The sequence below is a fragment of the Pararhodospirillum oryzae genome, assembly GCF_007992075.1.
Lineage (GTDB): Bacteria > Pseudomonadota > Alphaproteobacteria > Rhodospirillales > Rhodospirillaceae > Pararhodospirillum > Pararhodospirillum oryzae.
The window spans coordinates 58,219-79,270 of sequence record NZ_BJZO01000002.1; the positions used below are offsets into that span (position 1 = coordinate 58,219).

The 21,052-nt window shown below is 68.9% G+C and carries 24 protein-coding genes; 14 read left to right on the top strand and 10 right to left on the bottom strand.

Annotated elements, in window-relative coordinates; all coding sequences use genetic code 11:
- Entirely contained in the window at positions 1-1,365 is a 1,365-nt protein-coding gene (locus tag ROR02_RS00655) for a DUF2066 domain-containing protein (protein WP_147162070.1), read from the top strand.
- Between the two features lie 462 nt (positions 1,366-1,827).
- Here the strand turns inward: ROR02_RS00655 and ROR02_RS00660 are convergent, their stop codons facing one another.
- Positions 1,828-2,244, bottom strand: coding sequence for a hypothetical protein (locus tag ROR02_RS00660; RefSeq protein WP_147162071.1), 417 nt, complete (start codon positions 2,242-2,244; stop codon positions 1,828-1,830).
- Between the two features lie 393 nt (positions 2,245-2,637).
- On the opposite strand from ROR02_RS00660, the gene ROR02_RS00665 reads away from it, so the two are divergent.
- Genes ROR02_RS00665 through ROR02_RS00675 form a run of 3 tightly spaced genes read left to right on the top strand, consistent with a single transcriptional unit; the run spans position 2,638 to position 4,363 of the window.
- Positions 2,638-3,165 (top strand): transposase, encoded by a 528-nt coding sequence (locus tag ROR02_RS00665; RefSeq protein WP_170244899.1) that lies wholly within the window; start codon positions 2,638-2,640, stop codon positions 3,163-3,165.
- Positions 3,162-3,500: a hypothetical protein gene (locus ROR02_RS16780; RefSeq protein ID WP_218032735.1), complete on the top strand. Its 339-nt coding sequence runs from the start codon at positions 3,162-3,164 to the stop codon at positions 3,498-3,500. The genes ROR02_RS00665 and ROR02_RS16780 overlap by 4 nt, the downstream gene beginning before the upstream one ends.
- Complete coding sequence (locus tag ROR02_RS00675; protein WP_147162073.1) at positions 3,497-4,363, top strand: EAL domain-containing protein; 867 nt, start codon at positions 3,497-3,499, stop codon at positions 4,361-4,363. Before ROR02_RS16780 ends, ROR02_RS00675 begins: the two co-directional genes overlap by 4 nt.
- 2 nt (positions 4,364-4,365) lie before the next feature.
- Here the strand turns inward: ROR02_RS00675 and ROR02_RS00680 are convergent, their stop codons facing one another.
- Complete coding sequence (locus ROR02_RS00680) at positions 4,366-4,713, bottom strand: DUF1318 domain-containing protein (RefSeq protein WP_147162074.1); 348 nt, start codon at positions 4,711-4,713, stop codon at positions 4,366-4,368.
- Between the two features lie 39 nt (positions 4,714-4,752).
- Positions 4,753-4,971, bottom strand: a complete 219-nt coding sequence (locus tag ROR02_RS00685; RefSeq protein ID WP_147162075.1) for a YnbE family lipoprotein — start codon at positions 4,969-4,971, stop codon at positions 4,753-4,755.
- A 200-nt stretch (positions 4,972-5,171) separates the two neighbouring features.
- Between ROR02_RS00685 and ROR02_RS00690 the strand changes: the two genes are divergently transcribed.
- A complete protein-coding gene (locus ROR02_RS00690; protein ID WP_147162076.1) occupies positions 5,172-6,170 on the top strand; it encodes an aldo/keto reductase in 999 nt (332 codons plus the stop codon).
- Between the two features lie 16 nt (positions 6,171-6,186).
- Here ROR02_RS00690 and ROR02_RS00695 read toward each other — a convergent pair whose 3' ends face one another.
- From ROR02_RS00695 to ROR02_RS00705, 3 genes are all read right to left on the bottom strand, one after another.
- Positions 6,187-6,660 carry a cytochrome C gene (locus tag ROR02_RS00695; RefSeq protein ID WP_147162077.1) on the bottom strand — a complete coding sequence of 158 codons (474 nt, stop codon included), beginning with the start codon at positions 6,658-6,660 and terminating at the stop codon, positions 6,187-6,189.
- A gap of 111 nt (positions 6,661-6,771) precedes the next feature.
- On the bottom strand, positions 6,772-7,677 hold the full coding sequence (locus ROR02_RS00700) for a DUF1924 domain-containing protein (RefSeq protein ID WP_147162078.1): 906 nt from the start codon (positions 7,675-7,677) through the stop codon (positions 6,772-6,774).
- On the bottom strand, positions 7,674-8,048 hold the full coding sequence (locus ROR02_RS00705; protein ID WP_147162079.1) for a hypothetical protein: 375 nt from the start codon (positions 8,046-8,048) through the stop codon (positions 7,674-7,676). The genes ROR02_RS00700 and ROR02_RS00705 overlap by 4 nt, the downstream gene beginning before the upstream one ends.
- 198 nt (positions 8,049-8,246) lie before the next feature.
- Here ROR02_RS00705 and ROR02_RS00710 point away from each other — a divergent pair, with 198 nt between their 5' ends.
- The 3 genes from ROR02_RS00710 to ROR02_RS00720 are packed head-to-tail and all read left to right on the top strand — an operon-like array spanning position 8,247 to position 10,762.
- Positions 8,247-8,714, top strand: a complete 468-nt coding sequence (locus ROR02_RS00710; RefSeq protein WP_147162080.1) for a PepSY domain-containing protein — start codon at positions 8,247-8,249, stop codon at positions 8,712-8,714.
- A gap of 3 nt (positions 8,715-8,717) precedes the next feature.
- Positions 8,718-9,386 (top strand): response regulator transcription factor, encoded by a 669-nt coding sequence (locus ROR02_RS00715; protein WP_147162081.1) that lies wholly within the window; start codon positions 8,718-8,720, stop codon positions 9,384-9,386.
- Positions 9,383-10,762, top strand: coding sequence for a sensor histidine kinase (locus tag ROR02_RS00720; protein ID WP_147162082.1), 1,380 nt, complete (start codon positions 9,383-9,385; stop codon positions 10,760-10,762). Before ROR02_RS00715 ends, ROR02_RS00720 begins: the two co-directional genes overlap by 4 nt.
- Before the next feature lie 97 nt (positions 10,763-10,859).
- Here the strand turns inward: ROR02_RS00720 and ROR02_RS00725 are convergent, their stop codons facing one another.
- On the bottom strand, positions 10,860-11,252 hold the full coding sequence (locus ROR02_RS00725) for a hypothetical protein (protein WP_147162083.1): 393 nt from the start codon (positions 11,250-11,252) through the stop codon (positions 10,860-10,862).
- Complete coding sequence (locus tag ROR02_RS00730; protein WP_147162084.1) at positions 11,230-11,955, bottom strand: hypothetical protein; 726 nt, start codon at positions 11,953-11,955, stop codon at positions 11,230-11,232. Before ROR02_RS00730 ends, ROR02_RS00725 begins: the two co-directional genes overlap by 23 nt.
- Before the next feature lie 163 nt (positions 11,956-12,118).
- Here ROR02_RS00730 and ROR02_RS00735 point away from each other — a divergent pair, with 163 nt between their 5' ends.
- Entirely contained in the window at positions 12,119-12,595 is a 477-nt protein-coding gene (locus ROR02_RS00735; RefSeq protein ID WP_147162085.1) for a YbaK/EbsC family protein, read from the top strand.
- 34 nt (positions 12,596-12,629) lie between these two features.
- Entirely contained in the window at positions 12,630-12,977 is a 348-nt protein-coding gene (locus ROR02_RS00740; RefSeq protein WP_147162086.1) for a DUF805 domain-containing protein, read from the top strand.
- Between the two features lie 106 nt (positions 12,978-13,083).
- Here the strand turns inward: ROR02_RS00740 and ROR02_RS00745 are convergent, their stop codons facing one another.
- The gene (locus ROR02_RS00745; protein ID WP_147162104.1) at positions 13,084-15,429 is read right to left on the bottom strand and encodes a Tex family protein; all 2,346 of its coding nucleotides are present in this window, start codon (positions 15,427-15,429) and stop codon (positions 13,084-13,086) included.
- A gap of 140 nt (positions 15,430-15,569) precedes the next feature.
- Positions 15,570-16,925 (bottom strand): Rossmann-like domain-containing protein, encoded by a 1,356-nt coding sequence (locus ROR02_RS00750; RefSeq protein WP_218032736.1) that lies wholly within the window; start codon positions 16,923-16,925, stop codon positions 15,570-15,572.
- Between the two features lie 308 nt (positions 16,926-17,233).
- Here ROR02_RS00750 and ROR02_RS00755 point away from each other — a divergent pair, with 308 nt between their 5' ends.
- Genes ROR02_RS00755 through ROR02_RS00770 form a run of 4 tightly spaced genes read left to right on the top strand, consistent with a single transcriptional unit; the run spans position 17,234 to position 21,043 of the window.
- On the top strand, positions 17,234-18,256 hold the full coding sequence (locus tag ROR02_RS00755) for a D-alanine--D-alanine ligase family protein (protein WP_147162087.1): 1,023 nt from the start codon (positions 17,234-17,236) through the stop codon (positions 18,254-18,256).
- A complete protein-coding gene (locus ROR02_RS00760) occupies positions 18,253-19,329 on the top strand; it encodes an ABC transporter substrate-binding protein (protein WP_147162088.1) in 1,077 nt (358 codons plus the stop codon). The genes ROR02_RS00755 and ROR02_RS00760 overlap by 4 nt, the downstream gene beginning before the upstream one ends.
- On the top strand, positions 19,320-20,027 hold the full coding sequence (locus tag ROR02_RS00765; protein WP_147162089.1) for a GTP-binding protein: 708 nt from the start codon (positions 19,320-19,322) through the stop codon (positions 20,025-20,027). The genes ROR02_RS00760 and ROR02_RS00765 overlap by 10 nt, the downstream gene beginning before the upstream one ends.
- On the top strand, positions 20,024-21,043 hold the full coding sequence (locus ROR02_RS00770; protein ID WP_147162090.1) for an ATP-binding cassette domain-containing protein: 1,020 nt from the start codon (positions 20,024-20,026) through the stop codon (positions 21,041-21,043). Before ROR02_RS00765 ends, ROR02_RS00770 begins: the two co-directional genes overlap by 4 nt.
- The last annotated feature ends 9 nt before the right edge of the window (positions 21,044-21,052 follow it).

Here is a 21,052-nt window from a genome sequence, read left to right on the forward strand (position 1 = left end):
ATGGTGCTGGGGCTGGCCGTGACGGGTCTGCCCGGGGCGGTTCAGGCACGCGACGCCTACACCGCCCCCCCCGTCGAGGTTGACGTTTCGGGCGCGAGCCCGGTCCAGGCGCGCCAGAAGGCCATCGACGAGGGCCAAGTCAAGGCCCTGCGCGCCTTGCTGCAGTCCCTGGTCAGCCCGGCCGACCAGGGGCGCCTGCCCTCGGTCGACGCGGCCAAGGCCGATTCCATGGTGGTTGACTTCAGCCTGGCCAACGAACGCACCACGGCCAAGCGCTACCTGGCCACCTTGACCGCGCGCTTCAACGCGGCCCGGGTGGACCAGTTGCTGGCCTCGGCCGGCCTGGGCCATGCCTCGGGCCGCGAGGCCCCGGTGCTGGTCTTGCCCGTGTACCAGGAAAGCCCCTCGTCCCAGCCCCTGCTGTGGGAGGAGACCAACCCCTGGGCGGCGGCCTGGAACCGGGTGGGGACCTTGCGCGAGGGGCTGGTGCCCGTTGTCCTGGCCCTGGGCGATATCGAGGACGTGGCGGTGATCGACGGCCCCAAGGCCCTGGCCGGGGATACCACCGCCGCCGGACGCCTGGCCTCGCGCAACGGCGCGCCCGACGCCCTGATCGTGACCGTCACCGGCACGCCCCAGACCGGCCTGACCGTGACGCCGCGCGCGGCGGGTGTGTTCGCGGGGCTCAAGCCCTTCACGGTGCCCGCCGACCCCAAGGCGTTCGATCAGGCGGTGACGAAAATGCGCGCGGCCCTGGACGACGGATGGAAGGCGCTGTCGGCTGGCCCGGCTTCGGCTTCGTCGGCGGGGGCGGGGGCGGGGGCGTCGGCGACCCCGGGCATCGCGGCCTTTGGCGCGCCGTCGGGGATGCCCACGGCTTCCCTCGCGCCCCAGGTGACCCCGGCCCCCGAGGCCGCTGCCGGCCTGGGCGGCTGGCAGGTGGGAGCCGCCCCGGCACCGGGCGATCCGGCTTCGGGCATGGGGGCCCCCGCGCCGGCGACGGGTCCCGTGGGATTGACCGGCGCCGCCTCCGCGCCTTCCCCGGCCGTGGCGTCGCCCGCGAGCGGAGCCGGGACCCCGGCCGTGGTCCTGGTCCGCTACCAGTCCCTGGCGCAGTGGGTGGACATCCGCCGCCGCCTGCAGGGCCTGCCCGGGGTGGGCGCCTTGTCGTTGCAGGCGGTGACCCGCGATCAGGCCCAGATTCTTCTGCCGTGGTCGGGGTCGATGGATGAGTTGCAGCGCCTGTTGCAAAGCCGGGGCCTGAACCTGTCGCGAAGCGGCGCCCTGTGGACCCTGGAGGCCATGGCCAATGTTCCCGCCACCGGCGTTCCGCTCATGGGAGGGGCCACCCCGCTGGCCCGCTAGGGTCCGTCCGTTTCACGTTGACGCGAACAGACCCTGGATCCCTTTGTGTGCGTTTGTCTTTTCGGGAAAAGCGGCGCCCCCTTTTCCCTGACGAACCCCAGGCATGAAGAATAAAGCCCGGTGCTTTCCCCGGGGCCGGAGGCCTGGGGGGAAGCACCGGGAGGGCAGGATCAGGAGAGAAGTCAACGCGCGGCGTTGGGCGTCCGTCAGGGAACAACCGGCACCGCTTTTTTCGAACCAGAGCGCATTCCGATCAAAACGGATCAGCGAATGCGCTCTAATTTTTTGATGTTTCGCATTTTCGAACCGCCGAAACGGTGCCATTTCGGCTGAAAATGCCCTGGACTGGAACTGGATCACCTTGAGCCAACTTGGCCCAGTTTCAGTCTGATTCCATAAATTTTAGAGTAAGTTCGAGGCTGGGTTGGGCCAAGAAATGGCCCAACCTGATCTCGGATTACTCTAGCGGATCGCCGCCGCGACCAGCGAGGCCACGCCCCGTTCCACGCTGGTCCGTAGCAAGGCGCCAAACAACGCCTTGCCCAGGGCACTGCCCACCGTGGTCGCAAGGCTGCCGGCCAGGGGGGCCAGCGCCAGGCCCGACGCCGAGGGAAGCACCGCCAGGGGAAGGGAGGACAGGAACGGGGCGGGAGACTCCTGGGTCTCTTGCAGCGCGTCCACCTGGGCCAGGATGTCGTCGCCCGACACCCTTTGCGGATCAAACAACACGATCAGACTGTGCGAGCGCGGGTTCAAGGTCACCTCGTTCACGCCGGGGCAGGCGGCCAGGGACCGGCACAGCCGCCGGGTGGGCTCGTCGGATCCAAAAGCCCGGTTCTTCACGCGAAGACGACCCGGAACATGATGCACGTAGGACATGAGCGGCCTCCAGGGCGATCAGGACATCTTGGGTCCGAATGATACGCATTCGCGACTTCCCGGCAACCCCCCATCCCGCGCGGCGGGTCGTTTGATAACCCATAGTCCTGGTAATAGATCTAAGTTCTAGAAAAAAATTCTATCCAAAAGCGCCCGCGAACCGAAAGGGAACGGGTGGAAACGGAAGCTTGATAACCCATTTGTTAAGGGGCCTGCCAACGACCCGAAGGGCCCGAAGTCCCAGCGGCGCCAGGGGTTAGGGCGTGTCTTGGGGCTGGGTGAAAGTAAGGTGCAATTGCGCATTGATGTTGCGAGTGCCTCGTAACCGCAATACCCTACGGAAAGTAAGCGTTTGCCGGATCTCCCGCGACGCAGATGGAAAGACCCCGAGGCATGACTCTTCCTTCTTCCGACCCGGCCCCGCTGACCAGGGAAACCCTGCTGAGCGACGCCCAGGCCGCCCAGGCCCTCCTGGAAACCCTGCGCTGGCCGCGCGGACGGCCGCTTTGTCCCCACTGCGGCTTTCGTCACAGCTACCGTCTGGCCGGGCCGGGTTCGCCCGGGGTGCGCTTCAAATGCGCCCGTTGCCGCAAGCAGTACTCGGTGCGCCGGGGCACGGTGCTGGAACGCTCCAACGTCTCGGAAGGCCGCTGGCTGCTGGCGTTGTGGCTGGCGGTCACGGCGCCGGGGGCGGATCTGGCGCGGCGCATTCATCGGGCGACCGGGGTGAGCCCGAAAACCGCCTGGGCCATGGCGGGCCGCATCGCCGCGCATCCCGACGACCCGGTGCTGGTGGGCCTGCGCCGGGAGTTCGAACGCGCCACGCCCCTGGTTGCCGGGCTGGGGTGGGAAGGCGGTGCCGTGCCCGTGTCGATGTCGTCGAAATCCGTCAGCCTGGGCCGTTTGGAGATGCACCCATGACCGTTCCCGTTCCCTTGTCTCGCGCCCCGGCCCGGACGAACACCACCCAAACCACGCCCGCCGCGCCCGCCAAAAGCCCGGCGGCCGTGCGGGGCAAGGCGATCAAGCGCGAACGGACCGCCGCCAAGAACGCGATGGTGGTGACGCTGGGGCTTCTGGTCTACACCGGGACCGTGCTGGCGGGTGGGCGCCGTCATTCCAGCGACCTGACGCGCAAGGTTCACCTGGGGGCCGGCATCGCCCTGATGGGCGCGGCGTACTGGCACGCAACCTTGTATGGTCCCAACGCCAATCGTTCCGGGACGGCCCGTCCCGCACGGGAGGATACACCATGAGCACGCTTCGGGTGCTGCGTCCGCGCTCCCAGGATCCGGGATGGATCCACACGATCCGGGAGTTGTACGCAATCGACCGCGTTGGCGTTGAATACCAGCCCCTGATCGAGGCGCGCGACGGCGGCTTGGTGGGCTACGAGGCCCTGGCCCGCTTCCAGGATGCCCAGGGCCGGCAGATCCCGCCGGATCGGGTGTTTCAGGCCCTGCATGGAACCGGCGCCGGCGGATTGTGGGTCGCCGAACTGACCTTGAAGCGCCTTCAGATCGCCCATGCCCCCGCCGATGGCCTGGTGTTCGTGAACGTGGATCCGTGCGGGCTGGCCGAGGCGGGTAGCGACGCCTTGTCGGCCCGCCTGGACGAACTGGAACGCGTGCTGGCGCCTCGGCCGGGCGTGGTGGTCGAACTGATCGAAAACACCGACACAACCCATGCGACGGTCGTGGATCAGGTGACCCGGGATCTGGCCGGGCGCGGCATCACCCTGGCCCTGGACGATATCGGGGCGGCCGGGGCCTTCCTGTCGCTGCCCCAGGTGTCGCGGGTTGCGTACCTGAAGTTTGATCGTTCCTGGATCACCACCTGGGACCAGAACGATCCCGGGCACGATCCGGCCTTGCTGGCCGCGCTGCTGTCCTACGCGCGTCAAAGCGGCAAGCGATCGGTGTTGGAAGGGGTGGAAACCCCCGAGCATCAGCGGCTGGCGGTTCAAGCCGGGTTCGATCTGGTGCAGGGGTTCTTGTTTCGCGAGCGCTTCGTGCACGCGACCCAGCCCCTGGCCGCCGAAGCACCGCCCCGCGCCGCCCGTCGGCCGGGGGCGCGGCTGCCCACGCCCGCGTGGGGGCGGGCGCCCCGGTTTTCGTAGCCTCAGGGGCAGGCGGGGTGCTTCTGGCGCAACAAGCCGCCACTGACCGCCTGCACCTGGTTGACCGGCACGTTTTGCGTTTGGGCCGAAGCCTGGTAGGCCTGCATGCGCCGGGCATTGGTGTCGGCGACCAGGGCCTTGACCTCGGGCGAGGGCGCGAGGGCGCGCACCAGGCCATCGGGGGCTTCGCACACCAGGCCCTGGTTGCGCGCGCCGTCCAGGTCCAGGGCCTGGGCCATCGGCGCCAGGGCAACGGCGCCCGCCAGCACGGCGCTTGCGGCGCACGAAATCCGCAACGCCGGGCCGCGTCGTCGGGAAGAGACCAGGGACGGCGGAAGATCATGACGCATGGGAAGGGCTCCTGGACCAGGGCGTGAAGGAACCTCGGACTAGAAAAGGCCCGGGTTGTTCTTGTGCAGTTCTTCCACGCTTTGTTCAAGGCGGATGCGCACGTCTTGCTCGATGCGCACGTTCAGATCGATCCGGATCGGCTCCTGGGGCGCTTCAATGCGCACGGTGGGCTGGCACGCGCCCAGACCGGCCGCGCCGGCCAGGGCCGCGAGGCCATAGCAAACCGAAATCAAGGGGGAGGCAAGGGGGCGCGCCATCGGCATGCGGTTCCTCCGCGAGGACAACTCTTCAACAAAAGGCATGGTGCCTGCCCGGGCCCGGGAACACAAGGGGGCTTGGTCCGGTCGGGATCGGGCACCGGAAGCCAGCCGCGCTTGATCCCGACGCCCGGGGTTCCCACCTTGAGGGCGGTTTTTTCGCCTGTTGTCTCTTCGCCAGATGCTCAAGGAGTTTCCCAATGGAGCAGATCACCCTTGGACGCTCGGGGGTCCAGGCCTCGCGGATCGGTCTTGGAACCTGGGCGATTGGCGGCTGGATGTGGGGGGGCACCGACGAGGCCGCCGCGATCGCCACCGTGCGCCGGGCCGTGGACCAGGGCGTGAGCCTGATCGACACCGCGCCGGTGTATGGCTTCGGCCGGTCCGAGGAAATCGTGGGCAAGGCCCTGGCCGAGGGGGGGATGCGCGAGCGGGTGGTGATCGCCACCAAGGCGGGGCTGAACTGGCAAGACGGCGCCGTGTTCCGCGACAGCCGCCCCCAGCGCCTGCGCGCCGAAATCGAGGACTCGTTGCGTCGCTTGCGCACCGATCATATCGACCTCTACCAGATCCATTGGCCGGACCTGGAAAGCGACATCGCCGAAACCGCCCGCGTCCTGGAGGACCTGCGTCGGGAAGGCAAGATTCGGGCGATCGGGGTGAGCAACTACAGCGTGGCCCAGATGGAGGCGTTTCGCGCCGTTGCCTCCCTCGATACCGCCCAGCCGCCCTACAACCTGTTCGAACGGGGGATCGAGGCCGACGTGCTGCCCCATGCCCGTGAAACCGGCCTGACCTTGTTGTGCTATGGCGCCTTGTGCCGGGGCCTGCTGTCGGGACGCATGCGCCCGGGGCAGACGTTTTCGGGCGACGACCTGCGCCGGTCCGATCCCAAGTTCCAGGGCGACACGTTCCCCGCCTACCTGGCGGCGGTCGAGGCGCTGGCGACCCTGGCCCGCGAGCGCTTCGGCAAAAGCGTGCTGGCCCTCGCCGTGCGCTGGGTGCTGGACCAGGGGCCCACCGTGGCGCTGTGGGGGGCGCGTCGTCCCGAGCACCTGGACGCCCTGGCCGAAATCGACGGCTGGCATCTGGATGGCGAAAGCCGCCAGGCGATCGACGCTCTTCTGGCCCGCCACGTGCCCACCCCGATCGGCCCCGAGTTCATGGCCCCGCCCCTGAAGCGCCCGGCCGGGGTTTGAGGGCACCGCTCAGCCCTTAATCGTCGTCGTACCAGCCGCGATCCGCGCCCTGGTGGCAGGCCGGGCAGTTGACGATGCTGAGCGCGCCCGAGCGTTGCAGCTTCTGGGCCGTGATCTTTCGGTGCTCGCGCCGGAAATCGGGGTTTTCGGTCAGACGCTGGGGCGCGCCGCCGGGTTCGACCCAGGCCATGAAGGAGCGCGCCAGCCCCTGCGGGCGGACATCGCCGGCGTTGGCCGTCAGGTAGGCGCGAATGGCCGCCGTGGTGTCGGCGGGCAAGCTGGCGTTGTCGCCGAAGTGATCGTCGAGGGTGTCCATCATCTTGTCCCAGGAACGGGCTGGCAGGAACGCCGGCTGGAACGCCATGTGGCACTCGCCACATTCCTTGAGCGTGGCCGGATCGGTGACGGGGGGCACCCAGTCCTGATCGGCCCAGGCCGATCCGGCATGAACGGCGACCAGGAAAGCGGCGCCAAGACAGGCTCGAAGCATGGGAAGTCTCCATGGTTGGAAGGGGCAGGGGCAAGGAAAAGGGCTTCGCCCTCGCGGGCAGTCAAAGGGCGAAGCGAGGCGGGGGGCAGGCATCAGGAGGGAAACAAGCCATCAGCGGCTGAGCATGAAGGCCACGAAGTCGCCTTGCTCCAGGGGGGTGCAGGCACGACCCAGCACGGTTTCGCAGTCACGTCCCAGGCGCTTGTCCACCTGCGCCAGATCGGTGAAACGCTCGCGGTTCACGGACGGCGCCATGGGGTCGATCGCGCGGCCGGTCTTGGCGTGGCGGCCCGAGGCGCGCGGGTCCTGGGTGTGGCAGCTCGCGCACGAGGGCAGTTCCGGGTTGGCCGTGTTGCGCGACAGGAACAATGCCTCGCCCCGCTTGGGGTCGAACCCGGCAAAGCCCGGGGTGGCGGCCTTGGCCCGCTCGGTGAACACACCCAGCAACGCCTGCTGGGGGTCGGCGGCCCGGGCCGGCGGGGCGGCGCCCATCAGCGTGGCAAGGAGGCCGGCGGCCGCAAGGGCGGACAGGGCGCGCTGGGGCGTTGCCATCCGGCGCAAACCCTGGGGCAGGCGGGCGAGCAGGGCCACGACGACGGCGACATGGGCCAGAACAACCCAGGGCGTTGCTTCACCCACCGCTTCGTGCAGTTTTTCCAGGCGGTGGATCCAGTCGGCGCCAACGCCGCTCAGGCCCGCCGCCAGCAGCACCCCGATCAGGACGGCGGTCATGAGCGGGCGGACGCGCTGGAACATGGCGCCCCGGGTGAGACGGGCGGGCGCGGCCGCCTTGCCTCCGGGCTGGGGCAGGCGCCAGGGGCCCCGGATCCCGGGCGCGGCGGCCACGATCAGCCGCCCCACCGCCAGGACGGCGAACAGATAGCCCGAGAACTGGTGCAAGGCGTAGGTGTCCTCGTCGGCGGTGACGTAGGCCACGAGGCCCGAACCGACCAACCCCGCGTGCCACAGACGCCAGGTCGCCACCGGATGACGGGAGATCAGGGAAAGCGCGCTCATCGGCCGTTCCCCCCGACCCACGAGGACGCCGTGACGCCCTGGTTGCCCCAATCGTCGTCGTCGTCGTCATCGTCGCGCCCATGGCCGTGGCGCGAGCGGGCTTCGTGGTGCCGGCCGGAGCGGTCATCGCGATCCAGGCGCCCGCCCGCGCCGGGGACGCCTTGCAGGTAGCCATTGCCCTGGGCCGGGGCCGCCTGGACCGGAGCAGCCGGAACCACCGGGGCGGGCGCCGAAACAGCGGCCGGCGGCGCGTACCCGGTGTCGTCGGGGGAGGCGGCGCCGGCCGGAGAGGCGGCGGCGGCCCAGACCCAGGCGGCGGCGCCGATTCCGGCGGTGGCGATCAGGCCCTGGGCGAAGATTTTACCGATCATGACGAAGATCCTTTCTTGCTGGTGTTCGTCGATGGCCGGATCATGGCCTCCCCGCCATGAACCCGTCGTGAGGGGGGCGTTCATTCTTGGTTCATGGAGGGATTTCTAGGGTTGCCCGGGGAGAAAGCCGGCCCGCTTTTCCCGAAAGTCCTTACGATCAACGAGGGAGGGCCTGTCCTCGAAGCAGGGAGGTCCCGCGTGGGACGCATGAAAACAACCGCCCTTGTCCTGGTGCTCCTCGCCCTTGCCAGCGCGCTTCCCGCCCGGGCCGGGAGCGCGGACAAGGCGCGCGAAATCGCCGGGAACGGATGGCGGGACCCCTCCGCGACAAGCCTTCACGCCGACCGTGAGCGCTGGGACGATCACGACGACGATCATGACGACGACGATGACGACGACGACCACGATCAGGACCGGGCGCGGGCGGCGGTGCTGAAGGGCGAGGCGGTGCCGCTTGCCCGGATCATGCAAGACCCGGCCGTGCGCGACGCCGGGCGGTTCCTGGAGGCGGAACTGGATCACCATCACGGCCGCCTGCTCTATCGCCTGCGCCTGCTGGGGCCAGACGGCACGCTCACCCGCCTGATTTTCGACGCCAAGAGTGGCACGCTCCTGGAGCGGCGCCAGGGCAAGCGGAACCGCGATCACGACAAGGAAAGGGACTGAAGCGTGCGGGTGCTGCTGGTGGAGGACGAGCCGGCCCTGGCCGAGTCGCTTTCCCGGGTTCTGACCCGGGCCGGCTTCGTGGTGGATCATGCCGCCGATGGCGAGGAGGCCCACTTCCTGGGCGATACCGAGCCCTACGACGCGGTGGTGCTGGACCTGGGCCTGCCCCGCCTGGACGGGGTGGGGGTGTTGCGCCGCTGGCGGGCCGACGGACGGCGCATGCCGGTGCTGATCCTCACCGCGCGCGGCGGCTGGTCGGAAAAGGTGGCGGGGTTCGAGGCCGGCGCCGACGATTTCATGGCCAAGCCCTTTGAAATGGAAGAGGTGGTCTACCGCCTCAAGGCCCTGATCCGCCGATCCGCCGGGCATGGCGGGCCCGAGCTGACGGTGGGGCCCCTGCGCTACGACACCCTGAGCGGGCGCGCCTGGGTCGAGGGCCGCCCCCTTGATCTGACCGCGCAGGAGGGGCGCATCCTGTCGTACCTGCTGCACCACGCCGGGCGTCCGGTCAGCCGCACCGAAATCATCGAGCACGTGTACGACCGCGACTTCGACCTGGATTCCAATGTCATTGATGTGCTGATCGGGCGCTTGCGCCGCAAGCTGGGCGTGGCCCTGATCCACACCGTGCGCGGCCTGGGGTATCGCCTGGAAGCCGGGGAAGGCGAATGAAAAAGGGGGGGGCGCGCCGGACCTGGTCCTTGCGGGCGCGGCTGCTGGGCGGCGGCGCCTTGTGGCTGCTGGCGGCGGTGGGCACGACCCACGTCCTGCTGGGCTGGGCGATCGACGAAACCCTGGAGCGCACCTTCCAAGACCGCCTGGTGGTGGACCTGGAAAGCCTGATCGCGGCCACCGATACCCGGGACGGGCATCTGGTGATGACGCGGGACCTCTCCAACCCGTTGTTCGAGCGGCCCTTTTCCGGCTGGTACTGGCAGGTGGCGCACGGCGAAACCCTGCTGCGCTCGCGCTCGCTGTGGGACGAAACCCTGAACGCGCAAACCCCGGTTCCGGCCGGCGCGTTGCACGTGCACCAGGAGAACGGCCCCGGCGGGCGGCTGGTGCAGGTGGTGGAACGCGATATCCTGCTGCCCGATCTGGCCGAGCCCGTGCACGTCATGATCGCCGCCGAGCGCGAGACGGTGGAGCAGGACAGCCGCCACCTGCGCACCCTGGTGGCCTTGTGCCTGGGCGGGCTGGCGCTGGGGCTGCTGGGCGCGGTGACGCTGCAGGTTGCCTTTGGCCTGCGCCCGGTGCGCCGGCTGGGCGCTGATCTGGACGCCTTGCGCGCCCGTCCCGAGGCCCGCCTGTCTCCCGATCAGCCGGGCGAACTGGCGCCCCTGGCGCGGGCCCTGAATGCCGTGCTGGATCACGATGCCGACCTGATCGCGCGTGCGCGCGCCCACGTGGGCGCCCTGGCCCATGGCCTGAAGACGCCCCTCGCCATCCTGACGGCGGCGGCCGGCGAGGGGCCGACGGTGCCGGCCGCGACCGTGCAGGCCGAAACCCGGACCATGACCCGGCTGGTGGAACGCTATCTGGCCCGCGCCCGCGCCGAAACCGGATCGGGCAGCGCGCGCGGGGTGCGGGTGGCGGTGCTGGACGCCGCGCGGCGCCTGCAGGCCCCCCTGGCCGCCTTGCACCGCCGCGATCTTGACGTGACGGTGGAGGGCGACGAAAGCGCCTTCTTCGCCGGCGATCCCGACGACCTGATGGAGATCCTGGGCAACCTGATGGATAACGCCTGCAAATGGGCCAACACCCGCGTGCGGGTGCGGGCGGCCTGGGCCGGGGAGGCGGGGGACTTGGTTCTCGTGGTTGAGGACGACGGGCCCGGCCTGGCCGATCACGACCACGCCCGCGCCCTGACCCGGGGGGCGCGCCTGGACGACACCGTGCCCGGCCACGGCCTGGGGCTGGCGATCGTGCACGATCTGGTGGCCTTGCATGCCGGCACCCTCGACCTGGGCCGTTCGCCCCTGGGCGGCCTTGCCGTCACGCTCCGCTTCCCCCCTCCCGGCGTCTCCCGAGCGCGTGGGACGGCTTGAGAAAGGCACGTGGCTGGTTCTTCAAGGGACAGAAACGGATTGAAGTCTGTTGTTCGAGCCTGGATGGTCACCCGCCTTTCCCGTGAAAGGGGGCTTATTAAACATCCATGCCGGCGTTCTGGTCGTTCCGTTGTCCAGGTGAGTGGAGGATTTGCTCTGCCATTTCAACGGCGAGCATGACATCCGATTTTGAAATATTCTCTTTAAGATTATAATCGGCTAATACGCGTAGTGTTCGGAGTTTTTTTAAATATCGTTTAAGCCTGTTCATTCGTGGCGACCCCGGCGGGGCTGATTTAACAGCATCAATCACAATTTTGTGAGTTGCCGAGGCATACTCATAGGCTGGATCGAGGCCAAATTCGTGGCATGCCAAGTGGTAAGCGCCGTAGTAGGCTTGATGCAAGGCGGCGCGGCGGCAGGCCTCCCCCTCCAGCCGTGATAACTTTCTGGCAAGAGTTATCATTTCATTCGGCGTGGTTGGCATCATTCCACCGGATGACTGTCAACCCAACCAGCCCAGGGGCCAGAGCTTCGATTTCGTCGTGAATGTCGTCTTCAAGGCGCAGTAGCAACGCCGGATCCTCGGCCAGGGCTGGCGGAGGGCAGGCCTTGATCACCGGGGTGGAAACCCCGTCCATCATGAAAAAACCGGTTGGTTCGGGATGGAGGTTTCGACGTTTCAAAGCGGCCAAGTACAAAAGAAGAGATTTGCGTTCGGGGGCGTCGAGCGGGTCAATGGTATCAAGAAAAGCGAGTCCTTCCCTGACCCGTGTTTCGATCTGCCGCTGTCCACTGTTTAATTTTTCCAGGATGTCAACGAAGCGCTTCAGGCTTGCGCGCAAGGCGGGTTCCTTGCTCAGGCTTTTCAAACGCCGTGCAGTTTGGAGCAATGCCTTGAATGTCAGGCCGTAGCGGTGCTGTTCCTCCCATTTCGCAAGCAGGGTCTCGGATTTCAGGGGAACTCCTCCCCGGGCCGCCGACAGGGCCTGTTCCACCATCCCCATAGCCCAGGCTTCGAATGCAATGCCGAAGGCGGTAGCTCGGTGTTCCATCTCGGCTAATTCAGGGTCGATTTCGTCCGAGGGTGCCTTGTCATGAATCAAGGTCAGCACCCGTTGCATTGTGGCGACGGGTGCTTCAAGGGAAGGGGCTTCCAATGAACCCAGATCATAACTAGCCAGTTGCACCATATCTAAAATATATCCTGATTGTCCCGGGCTCTCAACGGCAAACAGGGAAGCGGGGGATCGCGGTCCCGGGCTTGCGGCCCTTTCGCCGGGCCGGGGGCGGGGGGTACAGTATCCGCGCGTGTCAAACGCTTGGTGTGATGAACATCCCGGAAAGGGGGAAGCGATGAGTCTGGACTCGGTGCGCGCCTTTTTCGCCGAGAAGGCGCCCGACGTAAGCGTTCTTGAACTGGAAACCAGCACCGCCACCGTTGACTTGGCGGCCAAGGCGCATGGGGTCGAGCCGGCGCGCATCGCCAAGACCTTGTCGTTGCGGGTGGGCGATCGGGTGCTGCTGCTGGTGGCCCGGGGCGATGCCCGGCTCGACAACCGCAAGGCCAAGGCGGTGTTTGGCGGGCGGACCTCGATGCTGAGCCCCGACGAGGCCCTGGCCCTGACCGGCCATCCGGTGGGGGGCGTGTGTCCGTTTGGTCTGGCCACCCCGTTGCCGGTGTATTGCGACGTGTCGTTGCGGGCCTTCGACGAGGTGTTGCCGGCGGCCGGCGCGATCAATGCCGCCGTGCGTCTGGCGCCCGAGCGTCTGGCTGCTCTGACCGAAGCCACCTGGGTTGATGTGTGCCAGGAACCTCCGCCGGCCGCCTGACCTTGATGTCCCCCTTGCGCAAGGCGACGCCTCCATGACCTTTGAACAGGCTCTTCGCTCGTGTTTTTCCCAGTATGCCCACGATCAGGGGCGGGCCGGGCGGTCGGAATATTGGTGGTGGGTGCTGTTTACCATCGGGGTTGCCCTGGTGGCCGGGATTCTGGATGAGGGATTGGGGGGCGGGGTGTTCGGGCTCTTGAGCGCGCTTGCCCTGTTTTTGCCCGGGCTGGCCGTCACCATCCGCCGTTTGCACGACATCGACACATCGGGCTGGTGGGTTTTGATCGGCCTGATCCCGCTGGTGGGGACGGTGGTGCTGCTGCTGTGGACCGTGCGCCCCGGCACCCCGGGCCCCAACCGCTATGGCCCGCCGGTCGTATGAAAGAGAAAAGAGATAAGGCTGGGGAGGCGCGGCCTCCCCAGACCCCACGTTAAATTCTGTCCGCTTTATGGTGAAACGGAGGCCGCGCCTCCCCAGCCTTGTTTCCTTAACCCGAACGACGGGGCCCCTTGCCGGCGCGGGCCAGGGCTCCGGCCAGGGCCGAGCCCAGGGCGGTTTCGCCGGCCCCCGGAGCCTGCTGCGGGCGGGGCTTGGCAGCGGCCGGGCGGCGGGGTTCGGTCGGGCGGCGGTCGGGGCCTTGCGCCTTGCGGTCCTGGCCCGGTTCGTCGGACAGGCGCATGGACAACCCGATGCGCTTACGCTCCAGGTCCACCTCCATCACCTTGACCTTGACCACATCGCCGGGCTTGACCACCTCGCGCGGGTCCTTGACGAAGCGATCGGCAAGGGCCGACACATGCACCAGGCCATCCTGGTGAACGCCAACATCGACGAAGGCGCCGAAGTTGGCCACGTTCGACACCACCCCTTCCAGGATCATGCCCGGCTTCAGGTCGGTCATGCTTTCCACGCCCTCCTTGAAGGTGGCGAGCTGGAAGGCGGGGCGCGGGTCGCGGCCGGGTTTTTCCAGTTCCTTCAAGATGTCCTGGACCGTGGGCAGGCCGAAGGTGTCGTCGGTGAAGCGCGCGGGGTCGAGGTCGCGCAACACGGCGGTATTGCCGATCAACTCGGAGATCGACAACCCTGTGGCGGCCAGGATCCGGCGCACCACCGGGTAGGCATCCGGGTGCACGCCCGAGCGGTCCAGGGGGTCCTCGCCATCGTTGATGCGCAGGAAGCCCGCCGCCTGTTCAAACGCCTTGGGGCCCAGGCGAGGCACGTCGCGCAACTGGGCCCGGCGGCGGAAGGGGCCGTTGGCATCGCGCCAGGCCACGATGTTGCGCGCGAGGCTTTCGGACAGGCCCGAAACCCGGGCCAGCAGCGGCACCGAGGCGGTGTTGACCTCCACCCCCACCGCGTTCACCGCGTCTTCCACCACGCCATCCAGGGCGCGGGCCAGCTTGGCTTGGCTCACGTCGTGCTGATACTGGCCGACACCAATGCTCTTGGGGTCGATCTTGACCAGGGCGGCCAGGGGGTCTTGCAGACGCTGGCCGATCGACACCGCGCCGCGCAGGCTGACATCCAGGTCGGGAAACTCGCGGGCCGCGAATTCCGACGCCGAATACACCGAGGCCCCCGCTTCCGATACCACCACCTTGGTGAGCTTGAGATCGGGGGCCTTGCGGATCAGATCGGCGGCGAGGCGGTCGGTTTCGCGGCTGGCGGTGCCGTTGCCAATGGCGATCAGTTCCAGATCATGGCGCCGGCACAGGCCTTCGAGGGCGGCGAGGCTGCGGTCCCACTGGCGTTGGGGTTCGTGGGGGTAGAGGGTCTGGGTTTCCAGCACCTTGCCGGTGGCGTCGAGGGCCGCGACCTTGATGCCGGTGCGATACCCGGGATCAAGGGCCAAGGTGGCGCGCTGCCCGGCCGGGGCCGCCAGCAGCAGGTCGCGCAGGTTCTTGGCGAACACCCGGATCGCTTCTTCCTCGGCGCCGTCGAACAGGCGCCCCATCAGGTCGAGCTCGATCGCCGGGGCCATCTTGACCCGCCACGTCCAGCGCCCGGTTTCGGCGAGCCAGGCATCGGCGGCGCGGCCCTGGTCGGTCAGGGCGAAGCGGTGCATCACCGCGTTTTCAAACGCGGCGCGCCCGGGGCCGCCGTCGGCCTCGTCCACCGAAAAGGCCAGGGTCAGCACCTCTTCCTTGCGGCCCCTGAACAGGGCCAGGGCGCGGTGCGAGGGGATCTTGTGCAGGGGCTCCGACCAGTCGAAATAGTCGGAATACTTGACGCCTTCCTTCTGCTTGCCCTCGACCACCCGGGATTTGAGGCGGGCGTGGGTCCACAGCCGTTCGCGCAGCGCGCCCACCAGTTCGGCGTCCTCGGCGAAGCGTTCCATCAGGATCTGGCGCGCGCCTTCCAGGGCGGCCCGGGCATCGGCCACCCCCTTGTCGCCGTCCACGAAGCCCCGGGCGGTGGCCTCGGGGTCGCGGGTGGGGTCGGCGAGCAGGGCATCGGCCAGCGGTTCCAGGCCCTGTTCGCGCGCGATCATCGCCTTGGTGCGGCGCTTGGGGCGATAGGGCAGGTACAGGTCTTCCAGGCGCGCCTTGCTGTCGGCGGCTTCGATCTGGGCCTTGAGCGCCTCGCTCAGCTTGCCCTGGGAGTCGATCGACGCCAGGATGACGCCGCGCCGCTCCTCCATTTCGCGCAAATAGCGCAGGCGCTCGTCCAGGGTGCGAAGCTGGGTGTCATCCAGGCCGCCGGTCGCCTCCTTGCGGTATCGGGCGATAAACGGGACGGTGGCGTTGCCGTCCAGCAGCTCGATGGTGGCGCTGACCTGGCTTTCGCGAACGCCAAGTTCGTCGGCAAGGGTCTGGGCAAGGGAACGGCGCACGGGAAATCCTCCGGGCGAGGGCAGGGGAAACGGGGCGCTGATGTAGCGAATGCCGGCCCCGAAAACCAGCCTTGACGCCACGCCAATTTCCCGTCATGCGGCCCCGTGCCGGCGCCTTCCCCGCGTGAGGGGGGGGAGGGCTATCCCCTGCATTTCAGGATCGGCCGGGAAACACCCGGGCGCAGGGGCGTGGGCTGGTCCCGGTGGCGGAGCAGCGTGGAGTCGGGATTGACCCGGTGAATAAAGCGGCCGTACTGGCCAAAGCTGCGGGGCAGGGCGCCCGCGCGCACGGCGGCGGCCAGCCCCTGGGGGTTGGTGACCACCATCCCCCCCAGCACGTCCACCCCATAGGCGTGCAGGCGGTCGGTCAACGGCGTGGCCGGCCCGATCAGGCCGACCGGACGCCCCTGGGCCAGGCGCAGAATGCGCGGCAGCGAGCGGTTGATGAGGGCGGACGCGTTGACCAGAACCCCCCCGCATCCGGGCACCAGGGTATCCATGGCCACCGGGGGGAACTCCCCCGGGCGCGGGTCGGTTTCGATGATGGCGCAGCCGGGCAGCAGGCCATCGACCCCGGGAAAGGCGCCGATCACCACCACCCGGCCGGGGCGTTTTCGAAACAGCCGCGCTCCGTTGCCGCTGTCGCCTTCCAGGTCGTAATGGTTGTAGTGGGCGTTCAAGGCGGCGACGCCCAGGGCCATTTCCAGGGGGTCCCACGACGACACCAGCCCCGCCAGGGCGCGCAGGCTCCAGCGCCCCAGCTGGGGCAGGCGGGGCATCAGGCCACGGGGGTGGCGGGGCAGGTAGGCGAGGCCGGCGCCCCGGGGGCCTTCGACCATGATCCAGCGCGGACCGCACGCGATCTGACGCACCGGTTCCTCGGCCACGCCCAGGGCGAGGTCGCGGTACAGACGTTCCGGGCCCCACCATCTCCACAGCGCCCGGGGATCGGGGGTGAGCATGCTGCCTTCCTGCTGGGCAAAGCGGTGCCATTTATGGATGCACTGCCCGGCGATGGAAGTCAGAAGGGGCATGCCGTGCGAGGATTCCTCTCCCACCGAGGCCCCCAGCGCGTCCATGGCCTGGAGGCAGGCGGAAAAGCGGCTGATGATCAGCAGGTCGGCATCCTCGCGCAGGGCCTCGCGCATCACGCGGCCGGCGGTGTCGCGCTCCAGGCTCAGCGTCTGGCGCCGGCGCAGGTCCAGGACTTCCACCCGCTCGGCGCAGCCTTCGCCGGGCCCGGTGCCGTCCCGCTCCGGCCGGTGCACGTAGCCCGTGATCCGGAAGCCGCGCGCGTTCAGATCGTCGGCGAAGCGGGCCAGCAGGCCGTCCACCCCCTCGCGGGGATCGTGAACCACCACCCCGGGCCGGATCCAGGGGGCCTGAATGGGTTCGAAGCTCCCCGGTGCCACCAACACCATGCCCCCGGCCCGGGGCGCCGGCCCTTCGGCCCGGGGGGCTTGCGTGTCCTGCTGGAGGGCTCTCGTTCCCATCATGCCGGTTTTCCCTTCGGTCTGACTTTACTCCTGGTTTTCCCAAAGCAAGGTCCAGGCCACGCCGGCCCGATGTCGCGGTGCAAGGTGACCCGGCCGGCGGAAGGGGAAAAACCCGGTTAAATCGTACAAAACCGTCCGTTGCTCGGAATGGGGTGTACGGCTTTGAACATTTTTCAAGGGAGTGGCGCGGCGTTACGGTGGAAAACAGGGGCTGGCGCGGCTTTTGCTGAGACAACCAGGGCCCCGCCCCGGTTCCCTCGTTTTCGTCCCCCGGTCGTGGTCCTTTTGCTGCCGTCAAGGAGTCCAGGATGGTCTTCCCCCGCGTTCCCGATCGTTTGCTGCGTCCCCGGCGTCCGGCCGAAACCCGCTTGCTGCTCCTGGCCCGGCACGCCCCCCTGGCCCCGGCCCACCTCAGCCAGGATTTCCCCGGCGATGGCGGCTATCCCAAGTATTACCACCGGGTTTGGAGCGTGCTGGTCGCCCTGGGCTACGACGTGACCACCGCCACCCATCCCCTGGCGGTGCTGGAAGCGGCAAGCCGGGTCGATGGGGTGTTCTCGCTTTACAACCGCATGCCCGGCCCCAACCCCGAGGTCGTGGTGCCGGCCCTGTGCGGGTACCTGGGGGTGCCGGTGGTGGGCGCGCCGGCCAACATCCGCGCCCTTGCCGAGGACAAATGGCTGGCCAAGCTGGCGCTTCGCGCGCAAGGCCTGCCCACCACCTTGGGCGTGCCTTACGCGAGCGAGGCCGAGCTGGCCACCGCGCCCCCGTTTCCTGGCCCGTACTTCGTCAAGAACCGCTTTGGCGCGGCGTCGGAGGGCATCACCGATGACTCGATTCAAGACACCTGGGCCGGGGCGGCCCGGGCGGCGGCGGCGTTGATCGGGCGGGGGATGAGCGTGCTGGTCGAGGAATACGTGCCCGGGATCGACATCACCGTGCCGGTGCTGGGCGGGACCGACCCGCTGGTCCTGGGGGTGGTGTGCCCGGGGTCCGACAAGACCGGGGGCATCATCACCGAGGATCTGAAGCGCGACGATCCCCTGGGCTATGCCCTGGCCTCGCCCGACGACGCCCGCGACACGGCTCTGGCCGGCGATGTCGCGGCGTTGTGGCAGGTCACGGGGCCGATGGACTACACCCGGCTGGATTACCGCTGGGATCCGGCCACCGGCCGGCGCGCTTTCCTGGAATTCAACGTGTGCTGCCACATCGGCCGCAGCGGCGCCATCTGCCTCGCGGCGCGCGCCTGGGGCCTGGATCAGGCCGACGTGCTGGGCCATGTCGTCGAATGCTGCCTTGCGCGGTGCGGCCGGGGAGATCGATCATGATGCTGATGGATCCGGTGCGAACAGGCGATCTTGCCACGCCGTCCCCCGTGCTGTCGGGGGACGCCAAGGGGGCGCGCGGCTGGGATGTCCTGGGCCAGGTCCCCGTGCCCTTGCGTCATCGGGTGCGGGCCGGCGTCGAGGACCTGTTGCGGGCCCGCGCCCTGGCCGGGGATCCGCCCTTGCGCGTCTCCTTGCCCCTGGGCCAGGGCGGGCGCGGGCCCTTCGAGCGCCTGGCCTGGATCCGCGACCTCGACGCCTATCCGCGCCTGCTGGTTTCCAGCGCCGGGGCCAACACCTTCAACCGGCGCTTCCATGCCCGTCATGTCGAGACCGGCGCCTTCGAGGGCGCCCAGCCCGAGGGCGTGGCCGCTCCCTTCGTCGAAGCCGGGCTGATCGATCCCAAGGGCTGGATCGGGGTCTATGCCCTGGCCCCCTACGTGCTGCTCATCGATCACGCCCGCCTGGGCCCGCGCCCGGTGCCCCGGCGCTGGGCCGATCTGATGGAGCCCTGTTACCAAGGCCAGGTGGTGTTCAGCGGCTGGCGCCCCGAGGGCACCCGAAAATGGCGGGCCTTCAACACCTTTCTTTTGTTGTGCTTTGCCCTGGATCATGGCCGGGAGGGGGTGGCCCGCCTGGTGCGCAACGTGCCCACCTTGCTTCATTCCACCCAGATGCCCCGCGTCGCCGGCACCGATGCCTCGCCCGGGGGCATCCATGTGTTGCCCTGGGCCCAGGCCTCCTTGTGCCCGCGTCCCGCCACCACCTCGATCGTCTGGCCCGAGGACGGCGCGCTGGCCTATCCCTTGTGGCTGACCCGCCAGCGCGCCCATGCCCGGCGGGTGGCGGCGCTGACGGATCATTTTCATGGTCCGGCCCTGGCCCGGATCCTGGACGAGAACCTGTATCCGGCCCTGTGCCCGGGCCGGGCGCCCCGGTTGCCGGCCGGGGCCCGCCTGCGCTGGCCGGGGTGGGAGGCCGTGCGTCATCCGGCGAGCGCGCGCGATCTGCGGGCCGCCTGCGCCTTGTTTCACGAAGCCGCCGCCGGGCAGGGAGGGCCGCGCCCATGCGCCTGATCATCGTTGCCGGCCCGCCCTCGGTGGGCAAGACCTCGGTCATCGTGCGCACCGCCGCCGTGCTCGGGCAGGGAGGGCCCCGGGTCGGGGTGCTGAAGTTCGATGCCCTGGCCACCGACGACGATACGGTGTACCGGGCCGCCGGCCTGCCGGTGGTGGCCGGCCTGTCGGGCTCGCTGTGCCCCGATCACTTCTTTGTCAGCAACATCGACGATGGCCTGGCCTGGGGGAAGGGGCAGGGGTTCGATTTTCTGATCGCCGAAAGCGCCGGCCTGTGCAACCGCTGCTCCCCCCATCTGCACGGGGTGCTGGGGGTGTGCGTGGTCGATGCCCTGTCGGGGGTTCATACCCCGCGCAAGATCGGCCCCATGCTGCGCCTGGCCGACGTGGTGGTGATCACCAAGGGCGACATCGTTTCCCAGGCCGAGCGCGAGGTATTCGCCTACAACGTCCGCCTCGCCAACCCGCGCGCCGCTGTTTTGTTCTTCAATGGCATCACCGGCCAGGGCGCCGGGGACCTGGCCTTTCACGCCCGCCTGGCCCAGCCCCAGGATAGCCTGGAAGGGCGGCGCCTGCGCTTTTCCATGCCCTCGGCCGTGTGCCCGTACTGCGTGGGCGAAACGACCGTGGGCCGCGAGCACCAGCGGGGCGCGGTGCGCAAGATGAGCTTCGAGACCCCGGCGGGAGAAAGCGCATGATCGACCGCGTGCTGGACCTGGGCGTGGCCGAGATCGCCGGACGCCATCCGTCGCTGGCCGGCTTCCTGGCCGGGCTCGGGGCATGGGACGACGACCCGGAGCAGCCGTTCGCGGGCTGGCTGGCGGCGGTCGAGGACGCGCGGCTGTTCGACATGGGCATGGAACGCGCCCAGGTCACGGCCCATGTCGGGGCCCTGCTGCGCCAGGTGACCCAGTGGCAGAACGCGCCGGCCCCGGTCATTCATGCGCTGTGCGTGCGCGGCGGTCGCGACAAGGCGGGACGGCCCGAAACCCTGGACCTGATCTTGCGCCCCGGCGACGTGGTGTGTCTGGTCGGCCCCACCGGCGCGGGCAAAAGCCGCCTGCTTGCCGATATCGAATGCCTGGCCCAGGGGGATACGCCCTCGGGCCGGCACGTGCTGGTCAACGGGGCACCCCCCGATCCGGCCTTGCGCTTTGCCTCGCCGCGCACCCTGATCGCCCAGGTTTCCCAGACCATGAGCTTCGTGGTCGATCTCGGCGTCGGCGCCTTCATCACCATGCACGCCGAGTGCCGGATGGTGCCCGATGTCGAGGCCCGGGTGCGCGAGGTGATCGCCTGCGCGAACGCCCTGGCCGGCGAGCCCTTCACCCCCGAAACGGCGCTGACCCAACTGAGCGGGGGCCAGAGCCGGGCCCTGATGATCGCCGATACCGCTTTGCTGTCCGCGTCGCCGGTGGTGCTGATCGACGAGATCGAAAACGCCGGCATCGATCGCCAGAAGGCCCTGGACCTGCTGGTGGCCCGCGACAAGATTGTTTTGATCTCCACCCACGACCCGCTTCTGGCCCTGCTGGGCGGGCGCCGGCTGGTCATCCAGCAAGGCGCGGTGGCGGCGGTCATCGAAACCTCGGAACGCGAACGAACCTGCCTGGCCGCCCTGGCCCAGGTCGATCAGGGCTTGATGGGCCTGCGCGAGCGCCTGCGCCACGGTGGCCGGATCGAGGCCCTGCCCGCGTGGCCGGCCCCCCCGTGACAGGGGGGC

Coding starts and splice junctions, on each gene's coding strand:
- ROR02_RS00680 (WP_147162074.1), bottom strand. CDS start 4,713: ATGCGTCATGATCTTCCGCCGTCCCTGGTCTCTTCCCGACGACGCGGC.
- ROR02_RS00730 (WP_147162084.1), bottom strand. CDS start 11,955: ATGGTGCAACTGGCTAGTTATGATCTGGGTTCATTGGAAGCCCCTTCC.
- ROR02_RS00750 (WP_218032736.1), bottom strand. CDS start 16,925: ATGATGGGAACGAGAGCCCTCCAGCAGGACACGCAAGCCCCCCGGGCC.
- ROR02_RS00675 (WP_147162073.1), top strand. CDS start 3,497: ATGAGCACGCTTCGGGTGCTGCGTCCGCGCTCCCAGGATCCGGGATGG.
- ROR02_RS00770 (WP_147162090.1), top strand. CDS start 20,024: ATGATCGACCGCGTGCTGGACCTGGGCGTGGCCGAGATCGCCGGACGC.
- ROR02_RS00690 (WP_147162076.1), top strand. CDS start 5,172: ATGGAGCAGATCACCCTTGGACGCTCGGGGGTCCAGGCCTCGCGGATC.
- ROR02_RS00705 (WP_147162079.1), bottom strand. CDS start 8,048: ATGATCGGTAAAATCTTCGCCCAGGGCCTGATCGCCACCGCCGGAATC.
- ROR02_RS00760 (WP_147162088.1), top strand. CDS start 18,253: ATGATGCTGATGGATCCGGTGCGAACAGGCGATCTTGCCACGCCGTCC.
- ROR02_RS00755 (WP_147162087.1), top strand. CDS start 17,234: ATGGTCTTCCCCCGCGTTCCCGATCGTTTGCTGCGTCCCCGGCGTCCG.
- ROR02_RS00665 (WP_170244899.1), top strand. CDS start 2,638: ATGACTCTTCCTTCTTCCGACCCGGCCCCGCTGACCAGGGAAACCCTG.
- ROR02_RS00720 (WP_147162082.1), top strand. CDS start 9,383: ATGAAAAAGGGGGGGGCGCGCCGGACCTGGTCCTTGCGGGCGCGGCTG.
- ROR02_RS00765 (WP_147162089.1), top strand. CDS start 19,320: ATGCGCCTGATCATCGTTGCCGGCCCGCCCTCGGTGGGCAAGACCTCG.
- ROR02_RS00655 (WP_147162070.1), top strand. CDS start 1: ATGGTGCTGGGGCTGGCCGTGACGGGTCTGCCCGGGGCGGTTCAGGCA.
- ROR02_RS00685 (WP_147162075.1), bottom strand. CDS start 4,971: ATGGCGCGCCCCCTTGCCTCCCCCTTGATTTCGGTTTGCTATGGCCTC.
- ROR02_RS00660 (WP_147162071.1), bottom strand. CDS start 2,244: ATGTCCTACGTGCATCATGTTCCGGGTCGTCTTCGCGTGAAGAACCGG.
- ROR02_RS16780 (WP_218032735.1), top strand. CDS start 3,162: ATGACCGTTCCCGTTCCCTTGTCTCGCGCCCCGGCCCGGACGAACACC.
- ROR02_RS00740 (WP_147162086.1), top strand. CDS start 12,630: ATGACCTTTGAACAGGCTCTTCGCTCGTGTTTTTCCCAGTATGCCCAC.
- ROR02_RS00735 (WP_147162085.1), top strand. CDS start 12,119: ATGAGTCTGGACTCGGTGCGCGCCTTTTTCGCCGAGAAGGCGCCCGAC.
- ROR02_RS00725 (WP_147162083.1), bottom strand. CDS start 11,252: ATGATGCCAACCACGCCGAATGAAATGATAACTCTTGCCAGAAAGTTA.
- ROR02_RS00700 (WP_147162078.1), bottom strand. CDS start 7,677: ATGAGCGCGCTTTCCCTGATCTCCCGTCATCCGGTGGCGACCTGGCGT.
- ROR02_RS00695 (WP_147162077.1), bottom strand. CDS start 6,660: ATGCTTCGAGCCTGTCTTGGCGCCGCTTTCCTGGTCGCCGTTCATGCC.